The organism is Streptomyces sp. NPDC048254 (assembly GCF_043201895.1).
GTDB lineage: Bacteria > Actinomycetota > Actinomycetes > Streptomycetales > Streptomycetaceae > Streptomyces.
Map to the genome: position 1 here is coordinate 1 of NZ_JBICZJ010000028.1, position 22,987 is coordinate 22,987.

The window sequence follows — 22,987 nt, forward strand, 5'->3', positions numbered from 1 at the left end:
CGAGTGGAACATGGGCCAGTTCGCCTCGGCCAACACGCGCGCGTCCGGCACCTGGACCAGCGCCTACTCGGCGGACCTCGCGAAGGCCTGGCCCAGGTACGTCAACCGCCTGGGGCTGCGCGACGAGCAGGGCAGGCATCTGAAGCTGGCCGAGTCCAGCAGCGGCACCTACCTGGCCGGCAGCTACTACGACCACCTGATCGAGGTGATCACCACCTCGCTGAACAACTTCCTGTCCGACAACACCTTCCCGTACACCATCACCACGATGGGCGGCCCGCCCGGATCGGGCCAGCCGGGTTCCTCCACCACGTACGAGACGGTCGACGACTACATCGCCTACCTCAACACCGCCGGCACCTGGGTCACCTACGACGCCACGACCAACACCGCCACGGTGTCCGGCCTCGAAGGCTTCGTCAAAAGCCAGAAGACCGCGAGCAAGCCGGTCGGCGCGTTCGACGGGTACTCCCGCGGGCAGACCGAGAACGGCGTCTTCGCGATGGGGCTCAACGCTCCGTCGCACTTCGCGCCGCTCACCCGTGACGTCATCAAGGCGAACGAGACGACGTACGCCACCTACTCCGACTGGAACTCCGACTACGGCTCCTCGGCGTACGACAGCGACTTCGCCAAGAAGGACAGCGTCGGCAAGGACATGGCCTGGCGGGCCGACGCGTACAACCCCCTGTACTTCCTCTCGCCCGCCTTCGACGGCTACCGCAGGTCGCAGCCGGCGCGCCACTGGCGCATCCGCACCGGCATCATGCAGGGCGACACCGCCAACACGACCGAGATCAACATCGCGCTGGCCCTGCGGAACTACGGCATCCACAGCGTCGACTTCGCCACCGTGTGGGCCCAGGGACACACACAAGCCGAGCGCACCGGCAACTCCACGACGAACTTCATCAGCTGGGTGGCGTCCGTCACCAAGAGGTGACCACCGGTCCGGACAGCCCGGGCGCCTGACCGACCAGCCTCGATCAGGCGCCCTACACCGGCACCGGACGACGGTGTGAGCGCTGCCCGGGGGATGGCTACGCCGTGAGCGCGGGGGCGGTCGTTCGTGGTGGGGGCGCGGCTGGGCGGCTTATCTCGGCCAACCCCAACGCCCGCCGATTTCCCGGGCTTTGAGGGCGTCGGACCGGCTCCGGTGAGGGCGAAGGCCAGGACAGGGGCGTACCGCCGGGTCCGCGTCGCGACCACCCGCCCGGCAAATGCCAAGGCTCGGCCCCCCGCCCGCCGTTTCGCCCGTGACCAACCCCATACGGTCTGCGTAGCCGCCTGGTGGCGCACGGTCAGTTCTTGCCCCTACGCTGTTCGGTATGTCCCCCGATTCCCGAACCCCTGCTTCCGCGCGGTCTGCTGCCGAGGTCAACGAGCACATCCGCGCGCTGTGGCTGCGTGCGGGCGGAACGCTGTCGGCCCAGGAGCGGTCGGAGTACGAGCTGTTGGTGGTCGAGTGGGCCGAGGCGATCCGCGGGCGGATCATCGAGGCCGCCTGACCGGGGACCGGGTTCAGCGCCCGCCGGAGACCCGCAGCACCGCACCCGTCGTGTAGGAGGCCTCCGGCGAGAGCAGCCAGGCGATGGCGGCGGCGATCTCCTCCGGCCGGCCGGGCCGTCCCAACGGCACTGCGGCGCCCATCCGTCGGGCCCGCCCCGGGTCGCCCATCGCCGCGTGCATCTCGGTGTCGACGACTCCGGGCGCGACCGCGTTGACCCGCACCCCGTCCGGTCCGAGCTCCTTGGCGAGGCCCACGGTCAGGGCGTCGACGGCCGCCTTCGTCGCCGCGTAGTGCACGTACTCGCCAGGGCTGCCGAGCGTGGCCGCCGCCGAGGACACGTTCACGATCGCCCCGTTCCCGCGCTGCGCCATCAGCCGGGCGGCCCGCCGTGAACACAGCAGCGTGCCCAGCAGATTGACCTCGACGACCCGCCGCAGATCGGCGCTATCCACGTCCGTGAGCCGCCCGAGCGGCCCGGTCACGGCGGCGTTGTTGACCAGTCCGGTGACGGCACCCAGTTCCCGTTCCGCCGTGTCGAACAGCCGCTCGACATCCGCCTCCACGGCCGTGTCCACCGCTACGACCACACAACGCGCCCCGCCTTCACGCACCCCCTCGGCGACCGCCTCTGCGGCGCCCGCGTCCCGGACGTAGCCGATCACCACATCATGCCCATCGGCCGCGAGCCGCAGGCAGACGGCGGCGCCGATACCCCGGCTCCCACCGGTGACGACCGTGACGGGACGTGCCATACGAACCTCCTGAGACCGACCGGGCGATGATCTTACGGTCGAGGACGCGCCGAGGACGCGAAAGGCCCCGTCGGCGGCCGCACCCGAGGGAACTGCCACAGGCCGACGCCCCCCCAGAGGCGACCGGGGATTTCGTCGAACTGGTGTTCCTGTTCGACCCACCGGCCGTACACATGACCGAGGTCGGGGCCGGGTCGGTTCGAACATCGCCGAATATCACCCGCATATCGCCCACACCTCTTGGCTGTGCTCGCCCCGTGCCCAACACTGAGCCGATGACGCAGCGCGTGGAGCTCGCGACCGTGATGGACCGGCTGGCCGTGGACGGACTGGTCACCGACTACGCGGTGGCCGTCGACGACGGAGACTGGACGGCGTACCGCAGACTGTTCACCGCGGACGGGCGGGCCGACTACCGGTCGGCCGGCGGGATCGAGGGGGATGCCGGGCAGGTGGCCGGGTGGCTCTCGGAGAGCCTGACCCTGTTCTCGATGCGGCAGCATCTGATCGTCAACCGCCAGGTGCGGTTCGGGATCCTGGAGCAGGACGCCGGGGACACCGCCCACCTCCAGGCCGACTACATCAACCCCATGCGGTTCGCCGGCGGCGACGGCGCCTCCACCGCCCCGGACTTCGTGTGCGGCGGCCGCTACGCCTTCGCGTTCCTGCGCACCCGGGACGGGTGGCGGCTGCGCCAGGTGGTCGTCGAGGAGAAGTGGCGCAGGATGAGCGAGCAGCGCGCGGCGGTCGTACCGGACTGACCCCACGCCGATGCCCCCTGTCGGAGATCCCCGCCGGTCCCGCACACTGGAAGGACCCGCAGGCAGGAGGCGACGCATGAGGACCGTCGAGCGCTGGCTCACCTCCCCTTGGCGGCGTTCCTGCGTGGCGGCGCTCGCGGGCGCGCTGCCCGTACTCGCCTTTCCGGCGCCGTCGCTGTGGTGGTTCGCCTACGGCGCCCTGGTCCCCTGGCTGCTGCTGGCCCGCTCGGCGCCGACCGGGCGGCGGGCGGCGTACGACGGCTGGTGCGGCGGGTTCGGGTTCATGGTCGCCGTGCACCACTGGCTGCTGCCGAGCCTGCACGTCTTCATCTTCCTGATCGCCGGCCTGCTGAGCGTGCTCTGGGCACCCTGGGGCCTGCTGACGCGCCGGCTGCTGGGCGGGACGCCGTCACCGGGGCGGGCCGCGACCGCGGTGCTGGTGCTGCCGTCGGGCTGGCTGATGGTGGAGCTGGTGCGGTCCTGGCAGGGGCTGGGCGGGCCGTGGGGCATGCTCGGCGCCACCCAGTGGCAGGTGACGCCCGCGCTGCGGCTGGCCTCCGTGGGCGGGGTCTGGCTGCTGAGCTTCCTGGTCGTGGCCGTCAACGTGGCGCTGACCGTGCTCGTCTGCGTGCGCGAGGCACGGGTGCCCGCGGTGGCCTCACTGGTGGCCACGGCCGCCGCGACCTCCGCCGCCTGGGTGTGGTCACCGCGCCCGGACGTCGACGGCCAGGTCCGTATCGCCGTCGTACAGCCCGGCATCGTCGACGGCACCGACAGCGGTGACCGGCGCTTCGCCCGCGAGGAGCAGCTGACCCGGCAACTGGCCGGGCAGCACCCCGACCTGATCGTCTGGGGCGAGAGCAGCGTCGGGTACGACCTCGGTGACCGGCCCGACCTCGCCCGGCGGATCGCCGCCCTCTCCCGGGAGACCGGCGCCGACATCCTGGTCAACGTGGACGCCCGGCGCTCCGACCGGCCCGGCATCTACAAGAGTTCCCTCCTGGTGGGCGCGGACGGACCGACCGGGGACCGGTACGACAAGATGCGGCTGGTCCCGTTCGGCGAGTACATACCGGCCCGTTCCCTGCTCGGCTGGGCCACCTCGGTCGGCAAGGCGGCCGGCGAGGACCGGCGCCGCGGCACCGAGCAGGTGGTGATGAACGTCGGCCACGGGCTGCGGATCGGGCCCATGGTCTGCTTCGAGACCGCGTTCCCCGACATGAGCCGGCATCTCGCCCAGGACGGCGCCGAGGTGCTGATAGGCCAGACCGCGACCTCGTCGTTCCAGCACAGCTGGGCCCCCGAACAGCACGCCTCGCTGGCCGCTCTGCGGGCCGCCGAGACCGGCCGCACCATGGTCCACGCGACGCTGACCGGCGTCTCCGCCGTGTACGGCCCGGACGGGGCGCGGCTGGGCCCGTGGCTGGGTACGGACGCCAGCACGGCGCGGGTCTACGAGGTGCCGATCGCCCACGGAGTCACGCCGTTCGTGCGGTACGGCGACTGGACGGTGGACGGCGGGCTGCTGGTGCTGGCCGGCTTCTGTCTGGGCGAGGGGCTGCGACTGCGGGCGGTCAGGCTGCGCCGGGGTACCGCTGAACCTCTCGTACCACCTGCTCGCACAGCTCATGAGTCGCCAGTGCGTCCCGGGCGCTGAGCACCTTGCCGGCGCGGACGGCGTCGAGGAAGGCGAGCACGGCCTGTTCGATGCCGCGCTGCCGGGCGACCGGCACCCAGTCGCCGCGCCGCCGGACCGTCGGCTGCCCCTTGTGGTCGATCACCTCGGCGAGGTTGAGGACCTGACGCTTGGTGTCCTGCCCGGAGACCTCCAGGATCTCCTCCGCCGAGCCGCTGAGCCGGTTCATCACGCCGAGCGCGGTGAAGCCGTCCCCGGACAGTTGCAGGACCACGTGGTGCAGCAGGCCCTCGGCGACGCGGGCGCGGACGGTGATGTCGTCGACCGGGCCGGGGGCGAGGAAGCGGAGGGTGTCGACGACATGGATGAAGTCGTCGAGGATCATCGCGCGAGGTTCCTCGGGCAGCCCGACGCGGTTCTTCTGCATCAGGATCAGCTCGCGCGGGTGGTCGGCGCACTGGACGTAACCGGGGGCGTGGCGCCGGTTGAAGCCGACGAACAGCGACAGGTTCCGCGCCTCGGCGAGCGTCACCAGCCGCTCGGAGTCGGCGAACCGGTAGGCCAGGGGCTTGTCGACGTACGTCGGTACGCCCGCCTCCAGGAGCCGGGTGACGATCTCGGGGTGGGCGGTCGTGGGCGCGTGCACGAAGGCGGCGTCGAGATCCTGGGCGAGGAGGTCGTCGAGGGTCGCGTGCCGGCGGCCGGCGGGCAGCCGGAGGCTGTCGGCGACCTCGGCGAGGGTGGCCGGGGTGCGGGTCTGGAGATGGAGTTCGAGGCCCGGCTGCGCGCCCAGCACCGGCAGATACGCCTTCCGCGCGATGTCGCCGAGTCCGATGCAGCCGACCTTCACTGACGCTCCCCTAGCGGTTGCCTACGTGCCTGTCCGGAAGCATACGGGCCGATAATCCGTGGTGGGATCGGACGGGGGTGGGCGAGGATGCCGGGCATGACGACCGAACGCCGTTCACCCGCCTTCGACGCCGACGAACGCACCATGCTGGAGGACTGGCTGGAGTTCCATCGCCAGACCCTCGCGATGAAGTGCGCGGGCCTGACCGACGCCCAGCTCGCCATCGCCTCCGTGGAGCCGTCCCCGCTGTCCCTCATGGGGCTGGTGCGGCACATGGCCGACGTGGAGCGGTCCTGGTACCGCAGGGTGCTCGCCGGCGAGGAGGCGCCCCCGCTCTACTGGAGCGACGAGAACCCGGACGGCGAGTTCCACTTCGGCGCGGCGGACACCTGGCAGGAGGCCTACGCGAGCTGGCAGGCCGAGATCGGGGCCGCCCGGCGCAACGCGGCCGGCTTCGGCCTGGACGACCTCTCCAAGGGCCGCCACCGCCGCACCGGGGAGCAGCCCAGCCTGCGCTGGATCCACACCCACATGATCGAGGAGTACGCCCGGCACAACGGCCACGCCGACCTGATCCGGGAGCGTATCGACGGCGCGACCGGCGACTGACGTCAGCCTCGCAGCCGCCGGTCCCCCATACGGGGCACGAGATCACCCGTGCGGGGCACCAAACTCCCGTCGGCGGTGCCAACCTCCCTGCGGAACCAGCAGAGTTGCGCGGGTGCATCGAACGACCACCACCGCAGCGCTTCTGGTCACCGTGACCGTCTCGGCCCTCTCCGGCTGCGTGACGGTCCAGCGTCCGGCGGCGCCCGGCCCGCCGCCCGGTACGGCGCCCTCGCAGCCGTCGGTGCCCCGCCCGGACGGGACCGCCGAGCCCCGGGTGGTGCAGGCACCGGTCAAGGAGGCCCTGGAGATGGTCGGCCCGTCCCGCCCGGCCCACCGGGCCACGCCGACCGCCGCCCACGCCCCGGCGCCCCCTCCCCCGGCCCACCACCGGACCCCCGCCCCGCGCGTCGCCGCCCCGCATCCCCACCCGCACCCGCACCCGCACCCGCAGCGGACCCGCGGCGCGGGGAGCGACGTCCCCGGTCTCTCCGGGTCCGTGCCGAAGGCCCCGGACGTGTGCGCCCTCGGCAGGCAGTACGGCGGCTGGCACACGGACAGCCCGGAGGCGCGGATCTGCCAGCAGACGTACGGGCGTTGAGGAGGCGCCGGCCATGATGCGGTGAACCGTGATCGACCGGACCGCCGCTAGTTCGGCCGCTGCCGTGGTGGGCCCCAGGAGTCGCCGTCCGGCGTGTCGTCCTCCCCCAGCCGCAACTCCAGGCGGCTGATCGCGGCCCGCACCCCGTCGCCGTACCCGTCGTCGCCGAGGGCGGCGGCGGCCGCGCCGCGGGCCCGGCGCAGATGGGTGCGGGCGGCTTCGGTGCGGCCGAGCTTGACGTAGTCGGCGGCGAGGTTCAGATGCAGCGAGGGGTAGAAGCCGCGCAGCCCCTCGGCTCCCTCCGCCTCGTCCGCCGCCGACAACGCCCTCAGATCCCAGGCGAGTTCGTCGGCCGGGTCGTCCTGGGTATCGGCCAGATAGTGGGCCAGGGTGCAGCGGTGCAACGGCTCGCCGTGTTCGCCGAGCTCCGCCCACAGGTCGAGCAGGCGCCGGCGGGCCTCCTCACGGTCCCCGGCGTGGTGCAGCATCACGACCTGCCCGATCCGTGTGAGCACGGCATCGGGTGCCGTGCGCTCCTGTCGCTCCGCCACCACGTCCTCCGAGCTCTCCGCTGTCTCCGACGACGCTAACCGCCACCGGGGCCCCTCAGGGCCATCCGACCCACCCCGAAACCGACGTGTTCCCACGCACCGGCCGGCCCTCCACCCGACCAACCCGCACCACGCGGGACCACCGCCCCCCGGCGCCCCGCGCCGGACCGGATCGCCGCCCACCCACCGCGCACCACCGCCGCGCCCACCAGCCCGCCCCGCGGGCGACCACCCCCACCCGCCGCCCGCACCGCGCGGGACCGCCCCGGCGGCCCCGCCCCCGTAGGTCCGATGCCCCCTCCGGCCGGCACCCCCCGTAGCCCCGGCACCCCGGCTACCCGTGCTCAGCCCAGGTTCGGGATGCGCCAGTCGATCGGCTGGTGGCCCTGCTCGGCGACCGCCTCGTTGATCTGGGTGAACGGGCGGGAGCCGAAGAACTTCTTCGCGGACAGGGGGGACGGGTGGGCGCCCTGGACCACCACGTGCCGGGTCTCGTCGATCAGACGGAGCTTCTTCTGCGCGTAGCCGCCCCAGAGGACGAAGACCGCCGGGTCGGGCCGCTCGGCGACCGCGCGGATCACCGCGTCCGTGAACTTCTCCCAGCCCTTGTTCTTGTGCGAGTTGGCCTCACCGGCGCGGACCGTGAGCACCGCGTTGAGCAGCAGCACGCCCTGCCGGGCCCACGGCATCAGATAGCCGTTGTCCGGCGTCTCCTCCCAGCCCAGCTCCTCCTTCATCTCCTTGTAGATGTTCCGCAGGGACGGCGGGATCTTCACCCCGGGGCGGACGGAGAAGCACAGACCGTGGCCCTGGCCCTCGCCGTGGTACGGGTCCTGGCCGAGCACCAGCACCTTGACCTGGTCGTACGGCGTGGCGTCCAGCGCGGCGAAGACCTCCTCGCGCGGCGGGTAGACAGGGCCGTTCGCCCGCTCCTCCTCGACGAACTCGGTCAGCTCCTTGAAGTAGGGCTGCTGCAGTTCGTCGCCCAGAACCCCGCGCCAGGACTCGGGCAGCATGGCGATGTCGGTCACGTCAACGTCCTTACGATGTACGGTCACTTGCAGTTCCTGCTGATGCCCAAGAACCTACAGGCGGCCACTGACAATCGCCCTCGCACACCGGTTCACCAGCTGGTCTTGCGGTGCAGCTCCCACATCATCATGATCGTCGACGGGTCGAGCGCCAGCTCGCCGCCGGAGATGTCGTCGCTGGCCGCGACGTACTGCCGCCCCTGCCACAGCGGGATCAGCCGGGCGTCGTCGACGAGGATCTGCTGGGCCTCCTCGAACTGCTTGACGACCTCGCCGCGGTCGCTCTCGGTGCGCGACTCGGGCAGCAGCTTGCCGGTGATCACGGGGGACGGGTACGGCGTACCGAGCGCGTTCCGCTCGCCGACGAACGGGGCGATGAAGTTGTCCGCGTCGGGGAAGTCCGGGAACCAGCCGCGCCCGAACACCGGGTACTCGCCCTTCTGGTAACCGACGACATAGGTCTTCCAGGGCCGACTGCGGAGGGTGATGGTGAACAGCCCGGAGTCGTCCAGCTGTTGCTTGAGCTCCTGGAACATCCGGCCGGTCTCGGAGCCGTACCGGTCGGTGGTGTACCAGAAGGTGAGCGGGACCTTCTGGGTGATGCCGGCGTCGGCGAGGAACTTGCGGGCCTTGGAGGTGCTGGGGTCGCCGTAGTCGTCGAAGAAGCCGGTGGTGTGGCCGGTGAGGCCCGCCGGGACCATGGAGTAGAGCGGGTCGACGGTGCCCTCGTAGACGGTGTGGGCGATCGCGGAGCGGTCGATGAGCTGGGCGACGGCCTTGCGCACCGCGGGCAGCTTCGCCCACGGGTCGCTGGGGTTGAACACCAGGTAGCTGATGTCGGTGCCGGCGCCGTCGATCAGTTGCAGGTCGGTGTCGGTGCGCGCCTCCAGAGCGACGATGTCGGCGGCGGCGAGGCCGCGGTAGGTGACGTCGATGTCCCCGGACCGCAGGGCCTTGACCATGCTGGCCGAGTCCTGGAAGTAGCGGATGGTCACCGCGTCGTTCTGCCGGTCGGCGAAGCCGTGGTAGCGGTCGTTGCGGACGAGTTCGGCCCGCTTGCCGTCGTACGACTTGAGGGCGTACGGCCCGGAGCCGTGCACCGAGTCGTCCTTGCGCAGCGACCTCGCGGGGTAGTCGTCGGGGTCGACGATCGACATGGCCGGGGTGGCGAGCACGAACGGGAAGGTGGCGTCGGTCTTGTTGAGGTGGAAGACCACCTCCCGGTCGCCGAGCGCCTGCACCCGGTCGAGGCTGCCCAGCAGTCCGGCGGGGCCGCTGGGCGCGTTGATGGTCCGGATCCGGTCGATGGAGTACTTGACGGCCTCCGCGTCGAGCGCTTCGCCGTCGGCGAACTTCAGGCCGGAGCGCAGTTCGCAGCGGTAGGTGCGGTTGCCGGAGTCCGTGAAGGCGCAGTTCTCGGCGGCGTCGGGCTGCGGGGTGGTGGCGCCACTGGGGTAGGCGAGCAGGGTCTGGTAGATGTTCCGGAACAGCTCCCAGGAGCCGTCCCAGGACCCGGCGGGGTCGAGGGTGCTGGGGGCGCTGGTGGTCCCGACGACGATCGGCCCGCTGTCATCCGTCCTGCTGCCGGTGAACACACCGCAGCCGGCCACCAGGGCTATGGACGCGACAGCGGCCACTCGTCGAAGGCCTCGGTTCCGGTTGAACACGTGCTCGCTCCTCGATCCGCCATACCAGGGGTCGGCGGCAGACCATACCGCAGCGTTGTCCTCCTTGAACCGCCCCGGAAACACGGGCGTTGATCGAATGTGCTATGACGACGTTGTCATTCAGCTGTGCGGATCTTGTACGGCCGTCCGGGCGCCGTTTCCGTCGTTCCTGGGGGGAAATGTCTGTGACGAAAACGACGCCCGGAGGCCGTCCGGGGTCCTGTGGGGCCGTCAGGCCATGCCGGCGTTGAGGAAGATGCCGCCGTCGACCACGAGGGTCTGGCCGGTGACCCAGTCGGACTGCTCCGAGGTCAGGAACGCGGCCGCGCCGCCGATGTCGGAGGGCACGCCGAGCCGCTTGAGCGGGTAGCCCGCGGCGGCCTCCGCTTCCCGGCCCTCGTACAGGGCCTCGGCGAACTTGGTCTTGACGACCGCGGGGGCGATCGCGTTGACCCGGACGCCCGGCGCGAACTCGTGCGCCAGCTGCTGGGTCAGGTTGATCATCGCGGCCTTGCTGATGCCGTACGCGCCGATGAACGGCGAGGCCGACAGACCGGCGACGGACGCGATGTTGACGATGGCGCCGCCGTTGTCCTTCTGCCAGGCGTGCCAGGTCTTCTGGGCGAAGCCGAGGGCCGAGACCACGTTGGTCTCGAACACCTTGCGGGCCACGTCCAGGTCGACGTCGGCGATCGGGCCGAACACCGGGTTGGTGCCGGCGTTGTTGACCAGGAAGTCGACGCGGCCGAAGACCTCCATGGTGCGCTCGACGACCTCGCTCTGGTGGGCCAGGTCGTGGGCCTTGCCGGCGATGCCGATGACCCGCTCGGAGCCGAGGCTCTCGACGGCCGCCTTGAGGGCGTCCTCGTTGCGGCCGGTGATGGCGACCCGGTCGCCGCGGGCGATCAGCGCCTCGGCGACGCCGTAGCCGATGCCGCGGCTGGCGCCGGTGATGATGGCGACCTTGCCGGACAGCTCGGGCAGCTCAGGCATTTCAGTCATGTCCGTGATCCTCGATAGTCCCTGGTGGGTCCCTGGTGCCCGCTAGTCCAGCGGTCCGCCGGCCACGTACAGCACCTGGCCGGAGACGAATCCGGCCGCCTCGTTCGTGAAGAAGGCGATGGCGTTGGCGATGTCCTCGGGCTCACCGACACGCTGCACCGGGATCTGGGTGGCGGCGGCGGCCTTGAACTCCTCGAAGCCCATCTTCACGCGCTCGGCGGTGGCCTTGGTCATCTCGGTGGCGATGAAGCCGGGGGCGACGGCGTTGGCGGTGATGCCGAACTTGCCGAGCTCGATGGCGAGGGTCTTGGTGAAGCCCTGCAGACCCGCCTTGGCGGCGGAGTAGTTGGCCTGGCCGCGGTTGCCGAGCGCCGAGGAGGAGGACAGGTTGACGACCCGGCCCCAGCCGGCCTCGACCATGTGCTGCTGAACGGCCTTGGTCATCAGGAAGGAACCGCGCAGGTGCACGTTCAGGACCGTGTCCCAGTCGGACGCGGACATCTTGAACAGCAGGTTGTCGCGGAGCACACCGGCGTTGTTGACCAGGATGGTCGGAGCGCCGAGTTCCTCGGCGACGCGGGCGATCGCCGCCTGGACCTGGGCCTCGTCGGAGACGTCGGCGCCGACCGCGATCGCCTTGCCGCCGGCCGCGGTGATCTTCTCCACGGTGTCCTTGCAGGCGGCCTCGTCGAGGTCGATCACGGCGACCGCGCGGCCCTCGGCGGCCAGTCGTACGGCGGTGGCGGCGCCGATCCCGCGTGCGGCACCGGTGACGACCGCGACCCGCTGCTCTGTGGTGGACATTCCTGTGTCTCCTCGCCCTTGAGAGAACCTGATCGAGTGAGCCCGCTCACGGAGCCCGCCCTGCGGTGAGCGACCGCTTAGTACCTTCAGCAGACGTGACGCTAGAAGCCCTGGCACGCGGTGTCAACGTCACACCGCGCGGGTGTGATCCATTACCTCACCAGGAGCTCCAGCAACCGCTCGGTCTCGGCCGCCGGATCGAGGGTGAGCCCGGTGTGCACGGGGCCGGGCTGCACGACCGTCGAGCGGGGGGCGGCGAGCCAGCGGAAGCGCCGCCCCGGGTCGTCGCCGGCCGCCTGCCCAGCCGCCTCCCCGCCCGCGCAGACGCCCTCGACCGCCCCGAGCGCGGCCCGCACCCCGGCGACGTCCGCGTCCGGGTCCAGGGCCAGCAGCCGGGCCTCGTCGAGATGGGTGCGGGCGCCGACGTAGGCCTTGGCCCGGCAGTAGACGATCACGCCCGCGTTGATGCACTCGCCGCGCTCCACGCGGGGTACGACACGCAGCAGGACGTACTCGAAGACGTCCCGGTCGCCGCCCTGACCGTCCCGGGTGATGTGGCGCTCGGTCACATGTCCGGCCACGTGGATATGGGTCTGGCTCACTTGGCTCCCTTGGTGCGGGGCTCGACGCCGGTGATGCGCTCATGGATGACGGCGGCCCGGGCGAGCAACGGCCGGGCATAGGTCCGCCGCAGGTCGTCGGGGGTGTCGAAGCCGGGCTCGCCGGCGAGCCAGACGTCGGGGATCTCGGCGGTGACCTCGGCGAGCAGGTCCTCGGTGACCCGGGGCCCCAACTCGGCGGCGGCCGCCCGGACATCGGGGGCGAAGCCGCTCAGCGCGTGGTCGGCGGCGTCGTAGGGGCGGGCGGCGGAGGCCTCGGCGGCGGGCCAGTTGTGCTGCCAGATCATGGTGGCGCCGTGGTCGATGAGCCACAGGTCGCCGCGGTGCACCAGCAGGTTGGGGTTGCGCCAGGAACGGTCGACGTTGTTGATCAGCGCGTCGAACCAGACGATCCGCCCGGCCTCCTCGGGGCTCACCGTGAAGGCGAGCGGGTCGAAGCCGAGGGCACCGGAGAGGAAGCCCATGCCGAGGTTGCTGCCGCCGCTGCCCCGCAGCAGGTCCTGCACCTGCTGCTCGGGTTCGCCGAGCCCCAGCACCGGGTCCAGTTCGACGGTGACCAGACGGGGCATCCGGAACCCGAGCCGGCGGGCGAGTTCACCGCAGACGACCTCGGCGACCAGCGTCTTGCGGCCCTGCCCCGCGCCGGTGAACTTCATGACGTACGTCCCGAAGTCGTCGGCCTCGACGAGCCCCGGCAGCGAGCCGCCCTCGCGCAGGGGCGTGATGTAGCGGGTCGCGGTGACCTCTTGCAGCATGTCCCGGGGCCACCCATTCTCTTCAGCCTTGCAGTCCACGGTCGGGCCCGGAGGGAGGCAGCAGCGGAGATCAACCGCCAACAGGCCTGGGGAGAATCCGGGGAGTTTCGACCGGCGCCCCCATAGTAACCGAGGGTGATCGCAGGCGAGGAATGCCCGAGCCACAGGGCGGCTGGATATGCACTCTGGTACCGGATGGGACGCCTGGGTAGCCTGAGGGCCGTTTGTTCATCGCTCCCTTGACCAGCAGACAGTGTTGTGCAGCCGACCGGCGCATCGTCGCGGTGGAGTAGTGAGAAGCGGGAGTGCCAGTGAAGTACACGAACCTCGGACGCGCGGGCCTGACGGTGAGCCGACTGGGACTGGGGACGATGAACTTCGGCCCGGTGACCCCGGAAGCGGACGCCCACCAGATCATGGACCGGGCACTGGAGGCGGGCGTCACCCTGTTCGACACGGCCGACATCTACGGTTGGAAGCTCGGGGAGGGGATCACCGAGCAGATCATCGGCCGGTGGTTCGAGCAGGATCCCTCCCGGCGCGAAAAGGTCGTGCTGGCCACGAAGATGTACGGCCCGATGGGCCGCGGGCCCAACACCAACCGGCTGTCCGCGCTGCACATTCGGCGGGCCTGCGAGGAGTCGTTACGGCGGCTGGGCACCGACCGTATCGACCTGCTCCAGCTGCACCACGTCGACCGGAGCACCTCCTGGGAGGAGATCTGGCAGGCCCTGGAGATCCTCGTCGCACAGGGCAAGGTGCTGTATGTCGGCTCGTCCAACCACGCCGCCTGGCACATTGTGACCGCCCAGCAGGAGGCCCGGAGCCGCAACCTCCTGGGGCTGGTCAGCGAGCAATCGCCCTACAGCCTCCTGGAGCGCACGGTCGAGCTGGAGGTACTGCCCGCCTGCGAGGCGCACGGGATCGGTTTTCTTCCTTACAGCCCGCTGCAGGGCGGACTCCTCGCCGTCAGCAACGGACAGGAGGGCAAGGCCGTCGGCCGCGCCGCGGAGCCGAAGACCCGCAGGTCGCTGGAGCGGCACCGGGACAGGCTGGCGGCGTACAAGAAGTGGTGCGCCGACCTGGGCCAGGACCCCTCGCGAGTAGCCCTGGCCTGGCTGCTGCACCAGCCCGGTGTGACGGCTCCGATCATCGGTCCGCGTACCCTCGCCCAGTTCGAGCAGTCGTTGTCGGCCACGCGGCTGAAGCTGACCGACGAGCAACTGACGGAACTCGACGCCCTGTTCCCGGGGCCGGGCGGCGCCGCTCCGGAGGCTTACGCCTGGTGAATCGGGCCTGCCGTCCGGTTCAGGGCACGGGGGACGGCAGTCGACGACAACGCCGCGGGGGTCCCCACGCCTTTGCGGCAGTGGGGAGCGCGGGCCGGACCCGGTGGCCGCGGCGTGATCCAGACGTCGGGCCCAAGGGGCGCGGGTGGGTCAGCATGGCCCCAGCAGCGCCAGATGCTCCTTCGTCACCAGTCCGAATCTGAGTGCCGTCGACACCACCGCCTCGCGCTGCCAGTTCACCCGTACGCCTGTCCCGGGGATCTCCTCGTCCCGGACCCGCAGCTTGCGCCGGGCAAGGTAGTCGATGTGGAAGTTGACGGCGGCCCCCGTGATGCCCCGCCAGGTCCGCTGCTTCCGCAGCCGCCTCACGATCTCGGGGGTGCTGGGGATCGTGGGCGTCGACGCGCCGCGCAGTCGCGGTTCGCACAGGGCGACCAGGACGAGAAAGTACTTGGCCCGCTCGTCCAGCGAGAACGCGGCCGGCTTCTGGTCGTCCGGGCCGGCCGGCTCGCCGACGTAGGCGGGCGGCTGGGCGGTGACCGTCAGTGAGGACAGCCCGCCGGCCGAGGGCAGTGCCAGCCTCGCCCGGGTGAAGGGGATCGGCATGTTCAGCCGGCGAGGCGGCACGCGTACGTACTCTCCCTGGTCGTCGTCGTTCTGCACCACGTAGCTGAACACCTGGCTCAGGTTGGTGACGAGCCAGTAGTCCGCGGTGGCCCGGATGCGCCCGGCCAGCGGCTCGGTGGCGGAGTCGTCGAGCAGGATGTCCACCGGTTCACCGACGGAACCGCTGCCGAAGGTGACCTCCTGACCGCTCTCCACGTCGACCGTGCAGGACGTGCCGCCGGCCGGATCGGACAACTCGACGAGGAGGCCCGCCACTACGCCCGGTCCTCCGGTGTCAGACGCACCTCCAGATGCGCCAGCCCGTGCAGGAAGTTCGACGCCCGCCGGACGGGTTCGCCGACCACCTCGATGGTGCGGACCCGGCGCAGCAGGGCGTCCAGCACACAGCGCACCTCCAGCCGGGCGAGGGTCGAGCCGATGCAGTGATGGGGGCCGGCCCCGAAGCTGATGTGCGGATTGGGGCTCCTGTCGATCAGGAACGTGTCCGGGTCGTCGAAGACGCTCTCGTCCCGGTTGCAGGACGGGAACCAGATCACGACCCGGTCGCCGCGGCGGATCCGAGCGGGGCCAAGGTCGGTGTCCTCGGTGGCGATCCGCATGGCGTGGGTGGGGGGCGAGGTCCAGCGGAGGATCTCCTCGGCCGCGCTGTCGACGAGATCCGGTCGCTCCTTGAGCCTCTCCCAGGCACGTGGATGCTGCGCGAGGACCAGCAGGGCTCCCGAGACGGCGTGGGGGGTGGTCTCCAGCCCGCCGTTCATCAGGCCGTCGCAGTTGAGGATGACGTCCTCGTCGCTCAGGGGCCTGCCGCCGGGCCGTGCCTGTATCAGCGAGGTCACGATGTCCTGGCCGGGGCACTCGCGGCGCTGGTCGAGCAGGTCCGCGAAGTAGCCGAAGATCTCGGTGTGCGCCTCGGTGCGGGCGGCCCGCGCGGCCGGATCGCCGTCGCTGTCGTCGAACGCCCGGTCCGTCATCCGGGCCAGTTCCTCCCAGTCCTCACCCGCGACGCCCATCATGTCGAAGAGCACCCAGGTGGGGATCCGTACGGCCAGTTCGGCGACCGCGTCGAAGGGGGTGTCGCGGGCCAGGAGCTCCATCAGGGCGGCGTCCAGACGCCGTTGCAGCATGGGCCTGAGTGCGGCGACCGCCCTGGGCGTGAACCAGGAGGAGTGCGCGGAACGCAGGGCCCGGTGGCGTTCTCCGTCCGACACCACGAGCATCCGGTCCGAGGCCGCCCGGACCGCGGCGGGGTCACTGCCCAGGCGCATGCCCAGGCCTGACCTGAACAGCGCGGGCTGTTTCAGCACCCGCAGCCCCTCCCGGTGTGTGGTCACCGACCAGACTCCGCCCTCGCCCGATTCGGTCCAGGCGACGGGATGGACACGGCGTGCCGCGCGCCAGATCTCCAGATGGCGGCCGTCGGTGTAGAAGTGCGGATCGGCCAGGTCGTCGGGTGCGCGGCTCACTTCCCACACGGGACTGCGGCCGATGTCCCGCACTTGAGCGGGATGTGTCACGGACTCTGTCACGGTGTCTCCTGAATTTGTCGTCGTACCCAACCTGAATTTTTCGAGGATGGCAGGAACTCGTCGAATGCGTATCATCTGTCGATGACGGAATTATCTGGTCCGTGGAGGGGCGGTAGGGGCGATGGCTGACCGGGCGACTCTGTATTCTCCGTTGGTCAGGGAGGAGCAAGGAAAAGTATGGGTGGAGTTCTCGCCGGATCATCCCGGATATCATGACCAAAAATACCGGGATCACCGTGCACGAATAGCGAAGCAGGCGCTGTCCTACCGCCTCGGGCAACCGGTGCCGGTCATCGGATACACCGAGGAGGAGCAGGGCATCTGGCGGCTGATCAATGCCGACCTCGCCATCCGGCACGAGCGTTACGCATGCCGGGAGTATCTGGCGGCGGCCGACCGGCTGGCCCTGCCCAGCGACCGGATTCCCCAGCTCGGCGAGGTGTCCGAGGTGCTCCGACGGGAGACCGGATTCAGGTTCGCGCCGGCCGCGGGGCTCGTCGGGATCAGGGAGTTCTACGGGTCCCTGGCGAGCCACCTGTTTCTGGCCACGCAGTACATCCGGCATTCCTCCTTTCCGCGCTTTTCGCCGGAACCGGACATGATCCACGAGATAGTCGGCCATGGCACCCATCTGTGCGACCGGCGCTGGGCCGAGATGTACGAGCTCTTCGGACGGGCGGTGCGGCGGCTCACGGGCCTGGCGGCGGTGAAGGAGGTGTCGCGGGTTTTCTGGTTCACGGTGGAATACGGCCTTGTGCGGGAGGACGGGAAGGTCAAGGGGTGCGGTGCCAGTCTCCTGTCCTCGCCCGGCGAGATGGAGCACTTCCACAATGCCGAGATCAAGCCGCTGGACCTGCCGGCCATGGTCGGTCAGGAATACCAGGTCGAGAAATTCCAGCCGGTTCTCTTCTGCGCGGACTCCTTCGCGCACCTGGAGGACTTCCTGGGAGATTTCCTGACCACCGTGGAGGATCGGGAAGCGGTGCCGTCCACCTGAGCGGGTCACCCTCGGCCGTCCCCGGGCGGGGCCGGTCGGGGTCGGCTTTCGGGCGGCAGCAGCCGCCGCAGATTGCCGTGGAGGATCAGCTCGCGCTCCCGCGCGGGCACCCCCGCGAACACTCTCCCGCCCTCCAGGACCTCGGCCACCAGACGTTTCAGCCCGCCCGCCATCCGGCCGAGCGGCCAGTCGGTGCCAAAGACGATCTTGTGGTTGACGCCCAGCCGGAACAGCCGGTTCAGATGGCCCGGCCAGTCGTCGATCGTCGGGGTGCTCGCGAAGCCGCCGATGTCGAGGTACACGTTCGGACGGTGCGCGGCCAGGGCGCCGGCCTCGTCCACGTGGGTGAGACCCGCGTGCCCCAGGATGAAGTCCACCCCGGGGAAGAGCCGGGCCGCCCGGTCGATCAGCAGCGGGTGAGCGGGGGCGAAGTCGAGACTGCCCGCGGTGGGTCCGGTGTGCACGAGCACCGGCAACCGCCGCTCGGCGCAGATCTCGTAGTACGGGTACAGGCGCTCGTCCGAGGGCGAGAAACCGCAGGGCGGGTAAAGCTTGAGCCCCTCGAAGCCGTACTCGTCGATCACGCGCGCGAAGGCCCGTACCCCCTCGGGGCCCCGGCGCGGGTCCGCCCCCATGAAGACCCGGAACCGGCCGGGATGGCGCAGTCGGATCGCGTGGTGCTCCCGGGCCATGTCCTCCCAGGTCAGCGGCGTCTCCATCCGTAGACCGAAGTCCGGGACCAGGAGGACGGCCCGGTCCACACCCGCCATGTCCATCTCCGCCACCAGCCCGTCGGCCAGGTGGTCCTGGTGCTGCGTGACGTACCCCTCGACGATCCGCGCCAAGGAGGGAGCCTCGCCCCTCGCCTCCAGCCTGCGGTGGACGTTGCGGGCGACGTCCTCCAGGAACCGCCGGGGGATGAACCGTGTGGACGCCACATGGCAGTGGCCGTCGTAGAGCACTGATCCTCAGCCCACGCAGTGCCGCACCAGGCGGCGGATCGACGTGCCCTCGACCGGGTCGAAGGAGGCGAAGTCGAACGTGGCACCCGTGCGGTCCTCCAGGAACGCCACGAGTCCGACCAGGGCCATCGAGTCCAGCAGGCCCGTCGAGCTCAGGTCGGTGTCCGCGTCGACGTCCCCGTCCAGCTCTCCCTCGTTCCAGTTCACGACCCACTCGATCAGGTCCTGCTCCAGGTTCTTGTCGAGGGGCTTGGCCTCAGCGTCCATGTCCGTCTCCCGGTCCGTCTCCCGAGGCCTTCGCCAGCAGGCGCAGGCCGTTGCCGCTCGTGATCAGTTCTCTGCTCGTCCGCCTCACGCCGTCGAAGACGGCGGTGCCCTCCGCGAACTCCTTGACGAGACCGCCCAGCGATTCCGACATCCGGTAGGAGGGCCAGCACGTGCCGAAGAGGATCTTGTGTTCGAGCCCCTGCCGGAACAGCCGGTTCAGGTGCCGCTGCCAGCCGTCCGCGCTGAGCACAGAGTGGAACTGGCTGATGTCCATGTGCACGTTGGGCCGGTGCGCGCACAGGTACGACGCCTCGTCGACGTGCGTGACACCGCCGTGCCCGAGGACGAAGTCCACCGACGGGAAGTCCCGGGCGGCCTCGTCGATCAGCAGGGGCCGGCCGAACGAGAAGTCGAGCGGACCCCAGCCCGGCCCGGTGTGGCTGATCACCGGCAGCCGGTAGCGGGCACAGATCTCGAAGTACGGGTACAGCCGCCGGTCGCTGGGCGAGTACCCGCACAGCGGATAGAGCTTGAGGCCCGCGAAGCCGTACTCCGTGACGCACCGCTCGAAGAGGTCGAGGCCGTCCTGCCCCGCCCGCGGATCCACCCCCCAGAACACCCGGAACCGGCCCGGGTGCCGCCGGCTCACCCGGTGATGCAGCCGGGCGAGCTCCGGAGGGGACAGCGCGCAGTCCGCCACGTGCGAGAAGTCGGGGGCCACCATGAAGGCGAGGGCGATCCCCGCCTCGTCCATCTCCGCGACCAGCCGGTCCGCGTCGTCGTCCTGGTAGAGGGCGAACACCCGCTCGCGGATGCGGTCACGCCGTACCGCGTGGCCATGGGCGGCCATGCGGTGATGGGCGTTGTCCGCCTGGTACTCGATGAAGGCGCGGGGGATCGCCAGCTCGCTGCCCAACTGCACCTGCGCGTCCAGGAACAGGGGCCGCGGGCCGCCGGCCGCGCTCGCCGCCGTCATGCCTGGCGCCCGCCGGCCGCCCTCGGCGGGCTCTGCCCGGCCAGCGCCTCGGTGAAGAAGTCCGCGGCGCGCTGCCGGCTGACCTTCATGTTGCCGGTCATGAACCGTGGGTCCGAACGCAGCGGCTGCGCGCTGAACACGACCGACATCACCCGCTGGTAGGGCTCCAGCGTCTGGTTGACCTCGTGGATCCGCCGGCGTACGGCCTCCTGGGTCTCCGGTCCGTCCGGCGACGCAGTGACGATGGCCCCCAGCCGCTGGGACTGCGCGGTGGGGACGACGAGCAGCTCCGCGATCCCCTCCACGCCGGCGAAGAACGCCTCTATCTCCGCGGGGTGCACCTTGCGCCCGCTGCCCAGCGCGATGACGTCCTTCTTGCGGCCGAGGAGGGTAAGGAAACCGTCCTCGTCCAGCCTCCCGTAGTCACCCGTGACGATGGAGCCGTCGGAGCGGAAGGTCTGGTCGGCGGCCTCGCCGCCGGTGTCGAAGTATCCCGTGCTCAGCGGGGCCGGCCGACGGATGATCAGCTCCCCGTCGGACAGGAGGGTCACGGCATCCGGGTCGATGAGCCTGCCGACACTGCCGATCCGGTGGGCATCCTCCGTGTTCCAGGCGATCATGCCGGACTCGGTCATGCCGTACGCCTCCAGCAGCCGTACGCCCCCGTCCCGGAACGCCTCCAGCGTCTCGCGCCGGATCGGGGCCATGCCGGTGATCAGGAAGCGGATCCGCCCGCCCAGGAAGTCTCCGAGGGACGCGCCGCCGCCGGACTTGCGGTACAGCCCCAGGGCCGTGTCGTAGAACACCGGCGGGCCGATCAGGAACGTCGGCCGCTCGGCGGCGATCGCGGCGAACACCCGCTGGAAGGGCGTCAGTATCAGGTCGGCCCCGGTCCACAGGCAGCAGTACAGCGACAGCCGCTGCTGGTAGTTGGACAGCGGCAGGAAGATCAGGTGCCGGTCCTCGGCCGTGACGGAGAAGGCGTCCACGAACCGGGCGATGACGTACTCGGTGCCCTTGCGGCTGATCCGCAGGCCCTTGAGCCGTCCCGAGGTCCCCGAGGAGTAGACGAGGCTGTGCAGGTCCTCGGCCTCCTCGTGCCGGGCGGTGGCCGGCACCGCCTTCTCGTCCGGCGCGTCGGACGGACCGATCACGTACGGCAGGCTGCCGGCCGCGTTGTCGTCCGTGATCAGCAGGGCCAGTCCGTGGCGTGCCGTGAACTCCTCGACGTCGTCGAGCGCGGTGTCGTCGGGGAACGCCTCCAGGACGGCGCCGCTCAGGAGGACCGCGAGATCCCAGGCCGCCCAGTCCAGACTGTTGTGCGCCCGGATCCCGACCACGTGGCCGGGCAGCACCCCGGCGGCGCGCAGCTGATCGGCCCGGGTGACGGCCAGTTCGTACAGCTCGGCGTGGGTGAGGGTACGGCGTCGGCCCGCGGTGTCGATCTCGACCACCACGGCGGACGTGTTGCCGCTGTACCGTTCGGCGAGTCCGGCGAGGTTCATGCCCACTGCTCCTCCGCATGCGCGATGAGTTCCGAAAGCCGCCGGGCGGCGAGAAAGCCGATCCGGCCGGCGACCATGTCCTCGTAGGCGCCGCTGCCTGTGTCCCAGTCGACGCGTATCTCCACGGCCGAGCCCGTCTCGTCCGCGAGCGGCCGTACCACGGCCGAGCGCTGGAGCCGGTCCCACAGCCAGCAGGGCTCGGCCCGCAGCAGTACCCCGTCGGGACGGATCTCGGTCTCGTCCGCCCAGACGACGCGGTCCTCGCCGAGCATCCCTTCGAACTCCGGGTCGGTGTGCCGGCCGGACGCCGCCGCGGCCTTCGCGTCGGGGTGCGCGGCGAACGGGTCCAGCAGCCGGGGGGCGGCCCACAGCGCCTCCAGCACCTCCTTGGGGCGCACGCCGGGCAGTTGGACCTCGCGCACCAGCGGCGATGCGGCCGCCGGCCCGGTCGCGCCCCGGTGGTCGCTCACCTCGGCGAGCACGCCCAGCAGGACGTCGAGACCGTGACGGAGTTCTTCCGGCGAGATCACCATCGGTGGCTGCACCCGCAGCACCCTGGTGTTGTAGAGCGAGTACGTCGAGGTCACGCCCTCGGCGAGAAGCCGGCCGAGGACCAGTCCGACCAGGGATTCGTCCCGCAGCTCCAGGCCGTGCATCATCCCGATGCCCCGGTGCTCCACGATCAGGTCGGGGTGGTCCGCCGCCGCGGCGGCGAGCGTCTCGCCGATCACCCGCCCGGCGTCCTCGACCCCGGTGAGGAACTCGGGCGACGAGGCGACGGCGATGGACTCCAGCCCCACCCGACACGCCAGGGGGTTGCCGCCCAGGCTGGAGCCGAAGGACGACGGCAGGGTCTTCAGGACCTGCCACACCGCCTCGGTGCCGAGTACGGCGGACAGTGCCAGGATCCCCCCGCCGAACGCCTTCCCGATGCACAGCAGGTCCGGTGTCACCCCGAACCGCTGATGGGCGAAGAAGGTGCCGCACCGGCCGAAGGCGGTCTGCATCTCGTCGAAGATCAGCAGGGCGCCCGCCCGGTCGCACACCTCGCGCACCCGCCGCAGGTAGTCCGGCGGCGGCACGACCACTCCCGCCTCCGCCTGGACCGGCTCCAGCAGTACGGCGGCGGTGCCGCCGTCGACAGCACCGGCCAGCGCCTCGATGTCACCGAAGGGCACCTGGGTGAACGCGTCGGGGAACGGGCCGAACACCGCGCGGTGTTCGGGGCGGCCGGACGCGGCGAGGGTCGCGAAGGTCTTGCCGTGGAAGCAGCCGTCGGCGCTGACGATGTTCGCCCTGCCGGTGGCGGCACGGGCCAGCTTCAGGGCGTTGTCGATGCTCTCGCCGCCCCCGTTGGCGAAGTAGGCGTAGGGCAGGGCGCCGTCCGTGAGCTCGGAGAGGCGCTCGGCGAGGCGGATCGATTCCTCCTCGAACATGATCTTGGTGCTGTTCAGCACCGAGCTGTCCAGCTGCTCGCGGACGGCCGCGACGATCCGCTCGTGCGCATAGCCGAACGACTGGTTGCCGTACTGGTCGAAGAGCGCGAGGAAGGACCGTCCCCGTTCGTCCGTCACATGGCTGCCGCGGCCGGGCCCCTGGATGCCGCAGCCCATGACGAACGACATCTTCGAATAGGCCGGATGGTTGTGGGCGGCCTTCGCCTCCGCCAGTTCCTGACGCCGTGTCCGCACG

The 22,987-nt window shown here is 70.8% G+C and carries 23 protein-coding genes and 1 pseudogene; 8 read left to right on the plus strand and 16 right to left on the minus strand.

Annotation, left to right across the window (positions count from 1 at the left end; genetic code table 11):
* Both ACGFZQ_RS47070 and ACGFZQ_RS47075 read left to right on the plus strand, forming a co-directional pair.
* Positions 1–943, plus strand: a pseudogene (locus ACGFZQ_RS47070) (esterase); the annotation flags it as partial.
* Between the two features lie 385 nt (positions 944–1,328).
* Positions 1,329–1,508 (plus strand): hypothetical protein, encoded by a 180-nt coding sequence (locus ACGFZQ_RS47075; RefSeq protein ID WP_393845687.1) that lies wholly within the window; start codon positions 1,329–1,331, stop codon positions 1,506–1,508.
* Positions 1,509–1,521: 13 nt separating this feature from the next.
* Here the strand turns inward: ACGFZQ_RS47075 and ACGFZQ_RS47080 are convergent, their stop codons facing one another.
* Positions 1,522–2,262 (minus strand): SDR family oxidoreductase, encoded by a 741-nt coding sequence (locus ACGFZQ_RS47080; RefSeq protein WP_393845688.1) that lies wholly within the window; start codon positions 2,260–2,262, stop codon positions 1,522–1,524.
* A 275-nt stretch (positions 2,263–2,537) separates the two neighbouring features.
* Between ACGFZQ_RS47080 and ACGFZQ_RS47085 the strand changes: the two genes are divergently transcribed.
* A complete protein-coding gene (locus tag ACGFZQ_RS47085) occupies positions 2,538–3,023 on the plus strand; it encodes a nuclear transport factor 2 family protein (RefSeq protein ID WP_351706205.1) in 486 nt (161 codons plus the stop codon).
* 76 nt (positions 3,024–3,099) lie between these two features.
* A complete protein-coding gene (gene lnt / locus ACGFZQ_RS47090) occupies positions 3,100–4,680 on the plus strand; it encodes an apolipoprotein N-acyltransferase (RefSeq protein WP_393845689.1) in 1,581 nt (526 codons plus the stop codon).
* On the opposite strand, the gene ACGFZQ_RS47095 is transcribed toward lnt, so the two are convergent.
* A complete protein-coding gene (locus ACGFZQ_RS47095; RefSeq protein ID WP_393845690.1) occupies positions 4,598–5,509 on the minus strand; it encodes a Gfo/Idh/MocA family protein in 912 nt (303 codons plus the stop codon). The two genes, lnt and ACGFZQ_RS47095, sit on opposite strands and share 83 nt — an antisense overlap.
* Before the next feature lie 96 nt (positions 5,510–5,605).
* On the opposite strand from ACGFZQ_RS47095, the gene ACGFZQ_RS47100 reads away from it, so the two are divergent.
* Both ACGFZQ_RS47100 and ACGFZQ_RS47105 read left to right on the plus strand, forming a co-directional pair.
* Entirely contained in the window at positions 5,606–6,118 is a 513-nt protein-coding gene (locus ACGFZQ_RS47100; RefSeq protein ID WP_393845691.1) for a DinB family protein, read from the plus strand.
* Between the two features lie 112 nt (positions 6,119–6,230).
* Complete coding sequence (locus tag ACGFZQ_RS47105; protein WP_393845692.1) at positions 6,231–6,716, plus strand: hypothetical protein; 486 nt, start codon at positions 6,231–6,233, stop codon at positions 6,714–6,716.
* A gap of 47 nt (positions 6,717–6,763) precedes the next feature.
* Here ACGFZQ_RS47105 and ACGFZQ_RS47110 read toward each other — a convergent pair whose 3' ends face one another.
* From ACGFZQ_RS47110 to ACGFZQ_RS47140, 7 genes are all read right to left on the minus strand, one after another.
* On the minus strand, positions 6,764–7,267 hold the full coding sequence (locus ACGFZQ_RS47110) for a hypothetical protein (protein WP_393845693.1): 504 nt from the start codon (positions 7,265–7,267) through the stop codon (positions 6,764–6,766).
* A 344-nt stretch (positions 7,268–7,611) separates the two neighbouring features.
* Entirely contained in the window at positions 7,612–8,298 is a 687-nt protein-coding gene (gene ung, locus ACGFZQ_RS47115) for a uracil-DNA glycosylase (RefSeq protein ID WP_393845694.1), read from the minus strand.
* A gap of 92 nt (positions 8,299–8,390) precedes the next feature.
* Entirely contained in the window at positions 8,391–9,965 is a 1,575-nt protein-coding gene (locus ACGFZQ_RS47120; protein ID WP_393845695.1) for an ABC transporter substrate-binding protein, read from the minus strand.
* A gap of 231 nt (positions 9,966–10,196) precedes the next feature.
* A complete protein-coding gene (locus ACGFZQ_RS47125) occupies positions 10,197–10,958 on the minus strand; it encodes an SDR family oxidoreductase (protein ID WP_393845760.1) in 762 nt (253 codons plus the stop codon).
* Between the two features lie 51 nt (positions 10,959–11,009).
* Positions 11,010–11,771 (minus strand): 3-oxoacyl-ACP reductase FabG, encoded by a 762-nt coding sequence (fabG, locus tag ACGFZQ_RS47130; protein WP_382530233.1) that lies wholly within the window; start codon positions 11,769–11,771, stop codon positions 11,010–11,012.
* 152 nt (positions 11,772–11,923) lie between these two features.
* On the minus strand, positions 11,924–12,340 hold the full coding sequence (locus ACGFZQ_RS47135) for a DUF3037 domain-containing protein (RefSeq protein ID WP_393845761.1): 417 nt from the start codon (positions 12,338–12,340) through the stop codon (positions 11,924–11,926).
* A 29-nt stretch (positions 12,341–12,369) separates the two neighbouring features.
* A complete protein-coding gene (locus tag ACGFZQ_RS47140) occupies positions 12,370–13,146 on the minus strand; it encodes a HipA family kinase (protein ID WP_393845696.1) in 777 nt (258 codons plus the stop codon).
* 311 nt (positions 13,147–13,457) lie between these two features.
* Here ACGFZQ_RS47140 and ACGFZQ_RS47145 point away from each other — a divergent pair, with 311 nt between their 5' ends.
* Positions 13,458–14,435: an aldo/keto reductase gene (locus tag ACGFZQ_RS47145; protein ID WP_393845697.1), complete on the plus strand. Its 978-nt coding sequence runs from the start codon at positions 13,458–13,460 to the stop codon at positions 14,433–14,435.
* 150 nt (positions 14,436–14,585) lie between these two features.
* Here ACGFZQ_RS47145 and ACGFZQ_RS47150 read toward each other — a convergent pair whose 3' ends face one another.
* Both ACGFZQ_RS47150 and ACGFZQ_RS47155 read right to left on the minus strand, forming a co-directional pair.
* Entirely contained in the window at positions 14,586–15,317 is a 732-nt protein-coding gene (locus ACGFZQ_RS47150) for a serine/threonine protein kinase (protein ID WP_351734053.1), read from the minus strand.
* A complete protein-coding gene (locus tag ACGFZQ_RS47155; RefSeq protein ID WP_393845698.1) occupies positions 15,317–16,588 on the minus strand; it encodes a cytochrome P450 in 1,272 nt (423 codons plus the stop codon). The genes ACGFZQ_RS47150 and ACGFZQ_RS47155 overlap by 1 nt, the downstream gene beginning before the upstream one ends.
* Positions 16,589–16,769: 181 nt before the next feature.
* Between ACGFZQ_RS47155 and ACGFZQ_RS47160 the strand changes: the two genes are divergently transcribed.
* Positions 16,770–17,585: a phenylalanine 4-monooxygenase gene (locus ACGFZQ_RS47160; protein ID WP_393845699.1), complete on the plus strand. Its 816-nt coding sequence runs from the start codon at positions 16,770–16,772 to the stop codon at positions 17,583–17,585.
* 5 nt (positions 17,586–17,590) lie between these two features.
* On the opposite strand, the gene ACGFZQ_RS47165 is transcribed toward ACGFZQ_RS47160, so the two are convergent.
* Genes ACGFZQ_RS47165 through ACGFZQ_RS47185 form a run of 5 tightly spaced genes read right to left on the minus strand, consistent with a single transcriptional unit; the run spans position 17,591 to position 22,986 of the window.
* Positions 17,591–18,547 carry an amidohydrolase family protein gene (locus tag ACGFZQ_RS47165; RefSeq protein WP_393845700.1) on the minus strand — a complete coding sequence of 319 codons (957 nt, stop codon included), beginning with the start codon at positions 18,545–18,547 and terminating at the stop codon, positions 17,591–17,593.
* Positions 18,548–18,553: 6 nt separating this feature from the next.
* Complete coding sequence (locus ACGFZQ_RS47170) at positions 18,554–18,814, minus strand: phosphopantetheine-binding protein (protein WP_393845701.1); 261 nt, start codon at positions 18,812–18,814, stop codon at positions 18,554–18,556.
* Positions 18,804–19,790: an amidohydrolase family protein gene (locus tag ACGFZQ_RS47175; protein ID WP_393845702.1), complete on the minus strand. Its 987-nt coding sequence runs from the start codon at positions 19,788–19,790 to the stop codon at positions 18,804–18,806. Before ACGFZQ_RS47175 ends, ACGFZQ_RS47170 begins: the two co-directional genes overlap by 11 nt.
* On the minus strand, positions 19,787–21,295 hold the full coding sequence (locus ACGFZQ_RS47180; protein ID WP_393845703.1) for an AMP-binding protein: 1,509 nt from the start codon (positions 21,293–21,295) through the stop codon (positions 19,787–19,789). The genes ACGFZQ_RS47175 and ACGFZQ_RS47180 overlap by 4 nt, the downstream gene beginning before the upstream one ends.
* Positions 21,292–22,986 (minus strand): aspartate aminotransferase family protein, encoded by a 1,695-nt coding sequence (locus ACGFZQ_RS47185; protein ID WP_393845704.1) that lies wholly within the window; start codon positions 22,984–22,986, stop codon positions 21,292–21,294. The genes ACGFZQ_RS47180 and ACGFZQ_RS47185 overlap by 4 nt, the downstream gene beginning before the upstream one ends.
* Position 22,987: the final 1 nt, after the last annotated feature.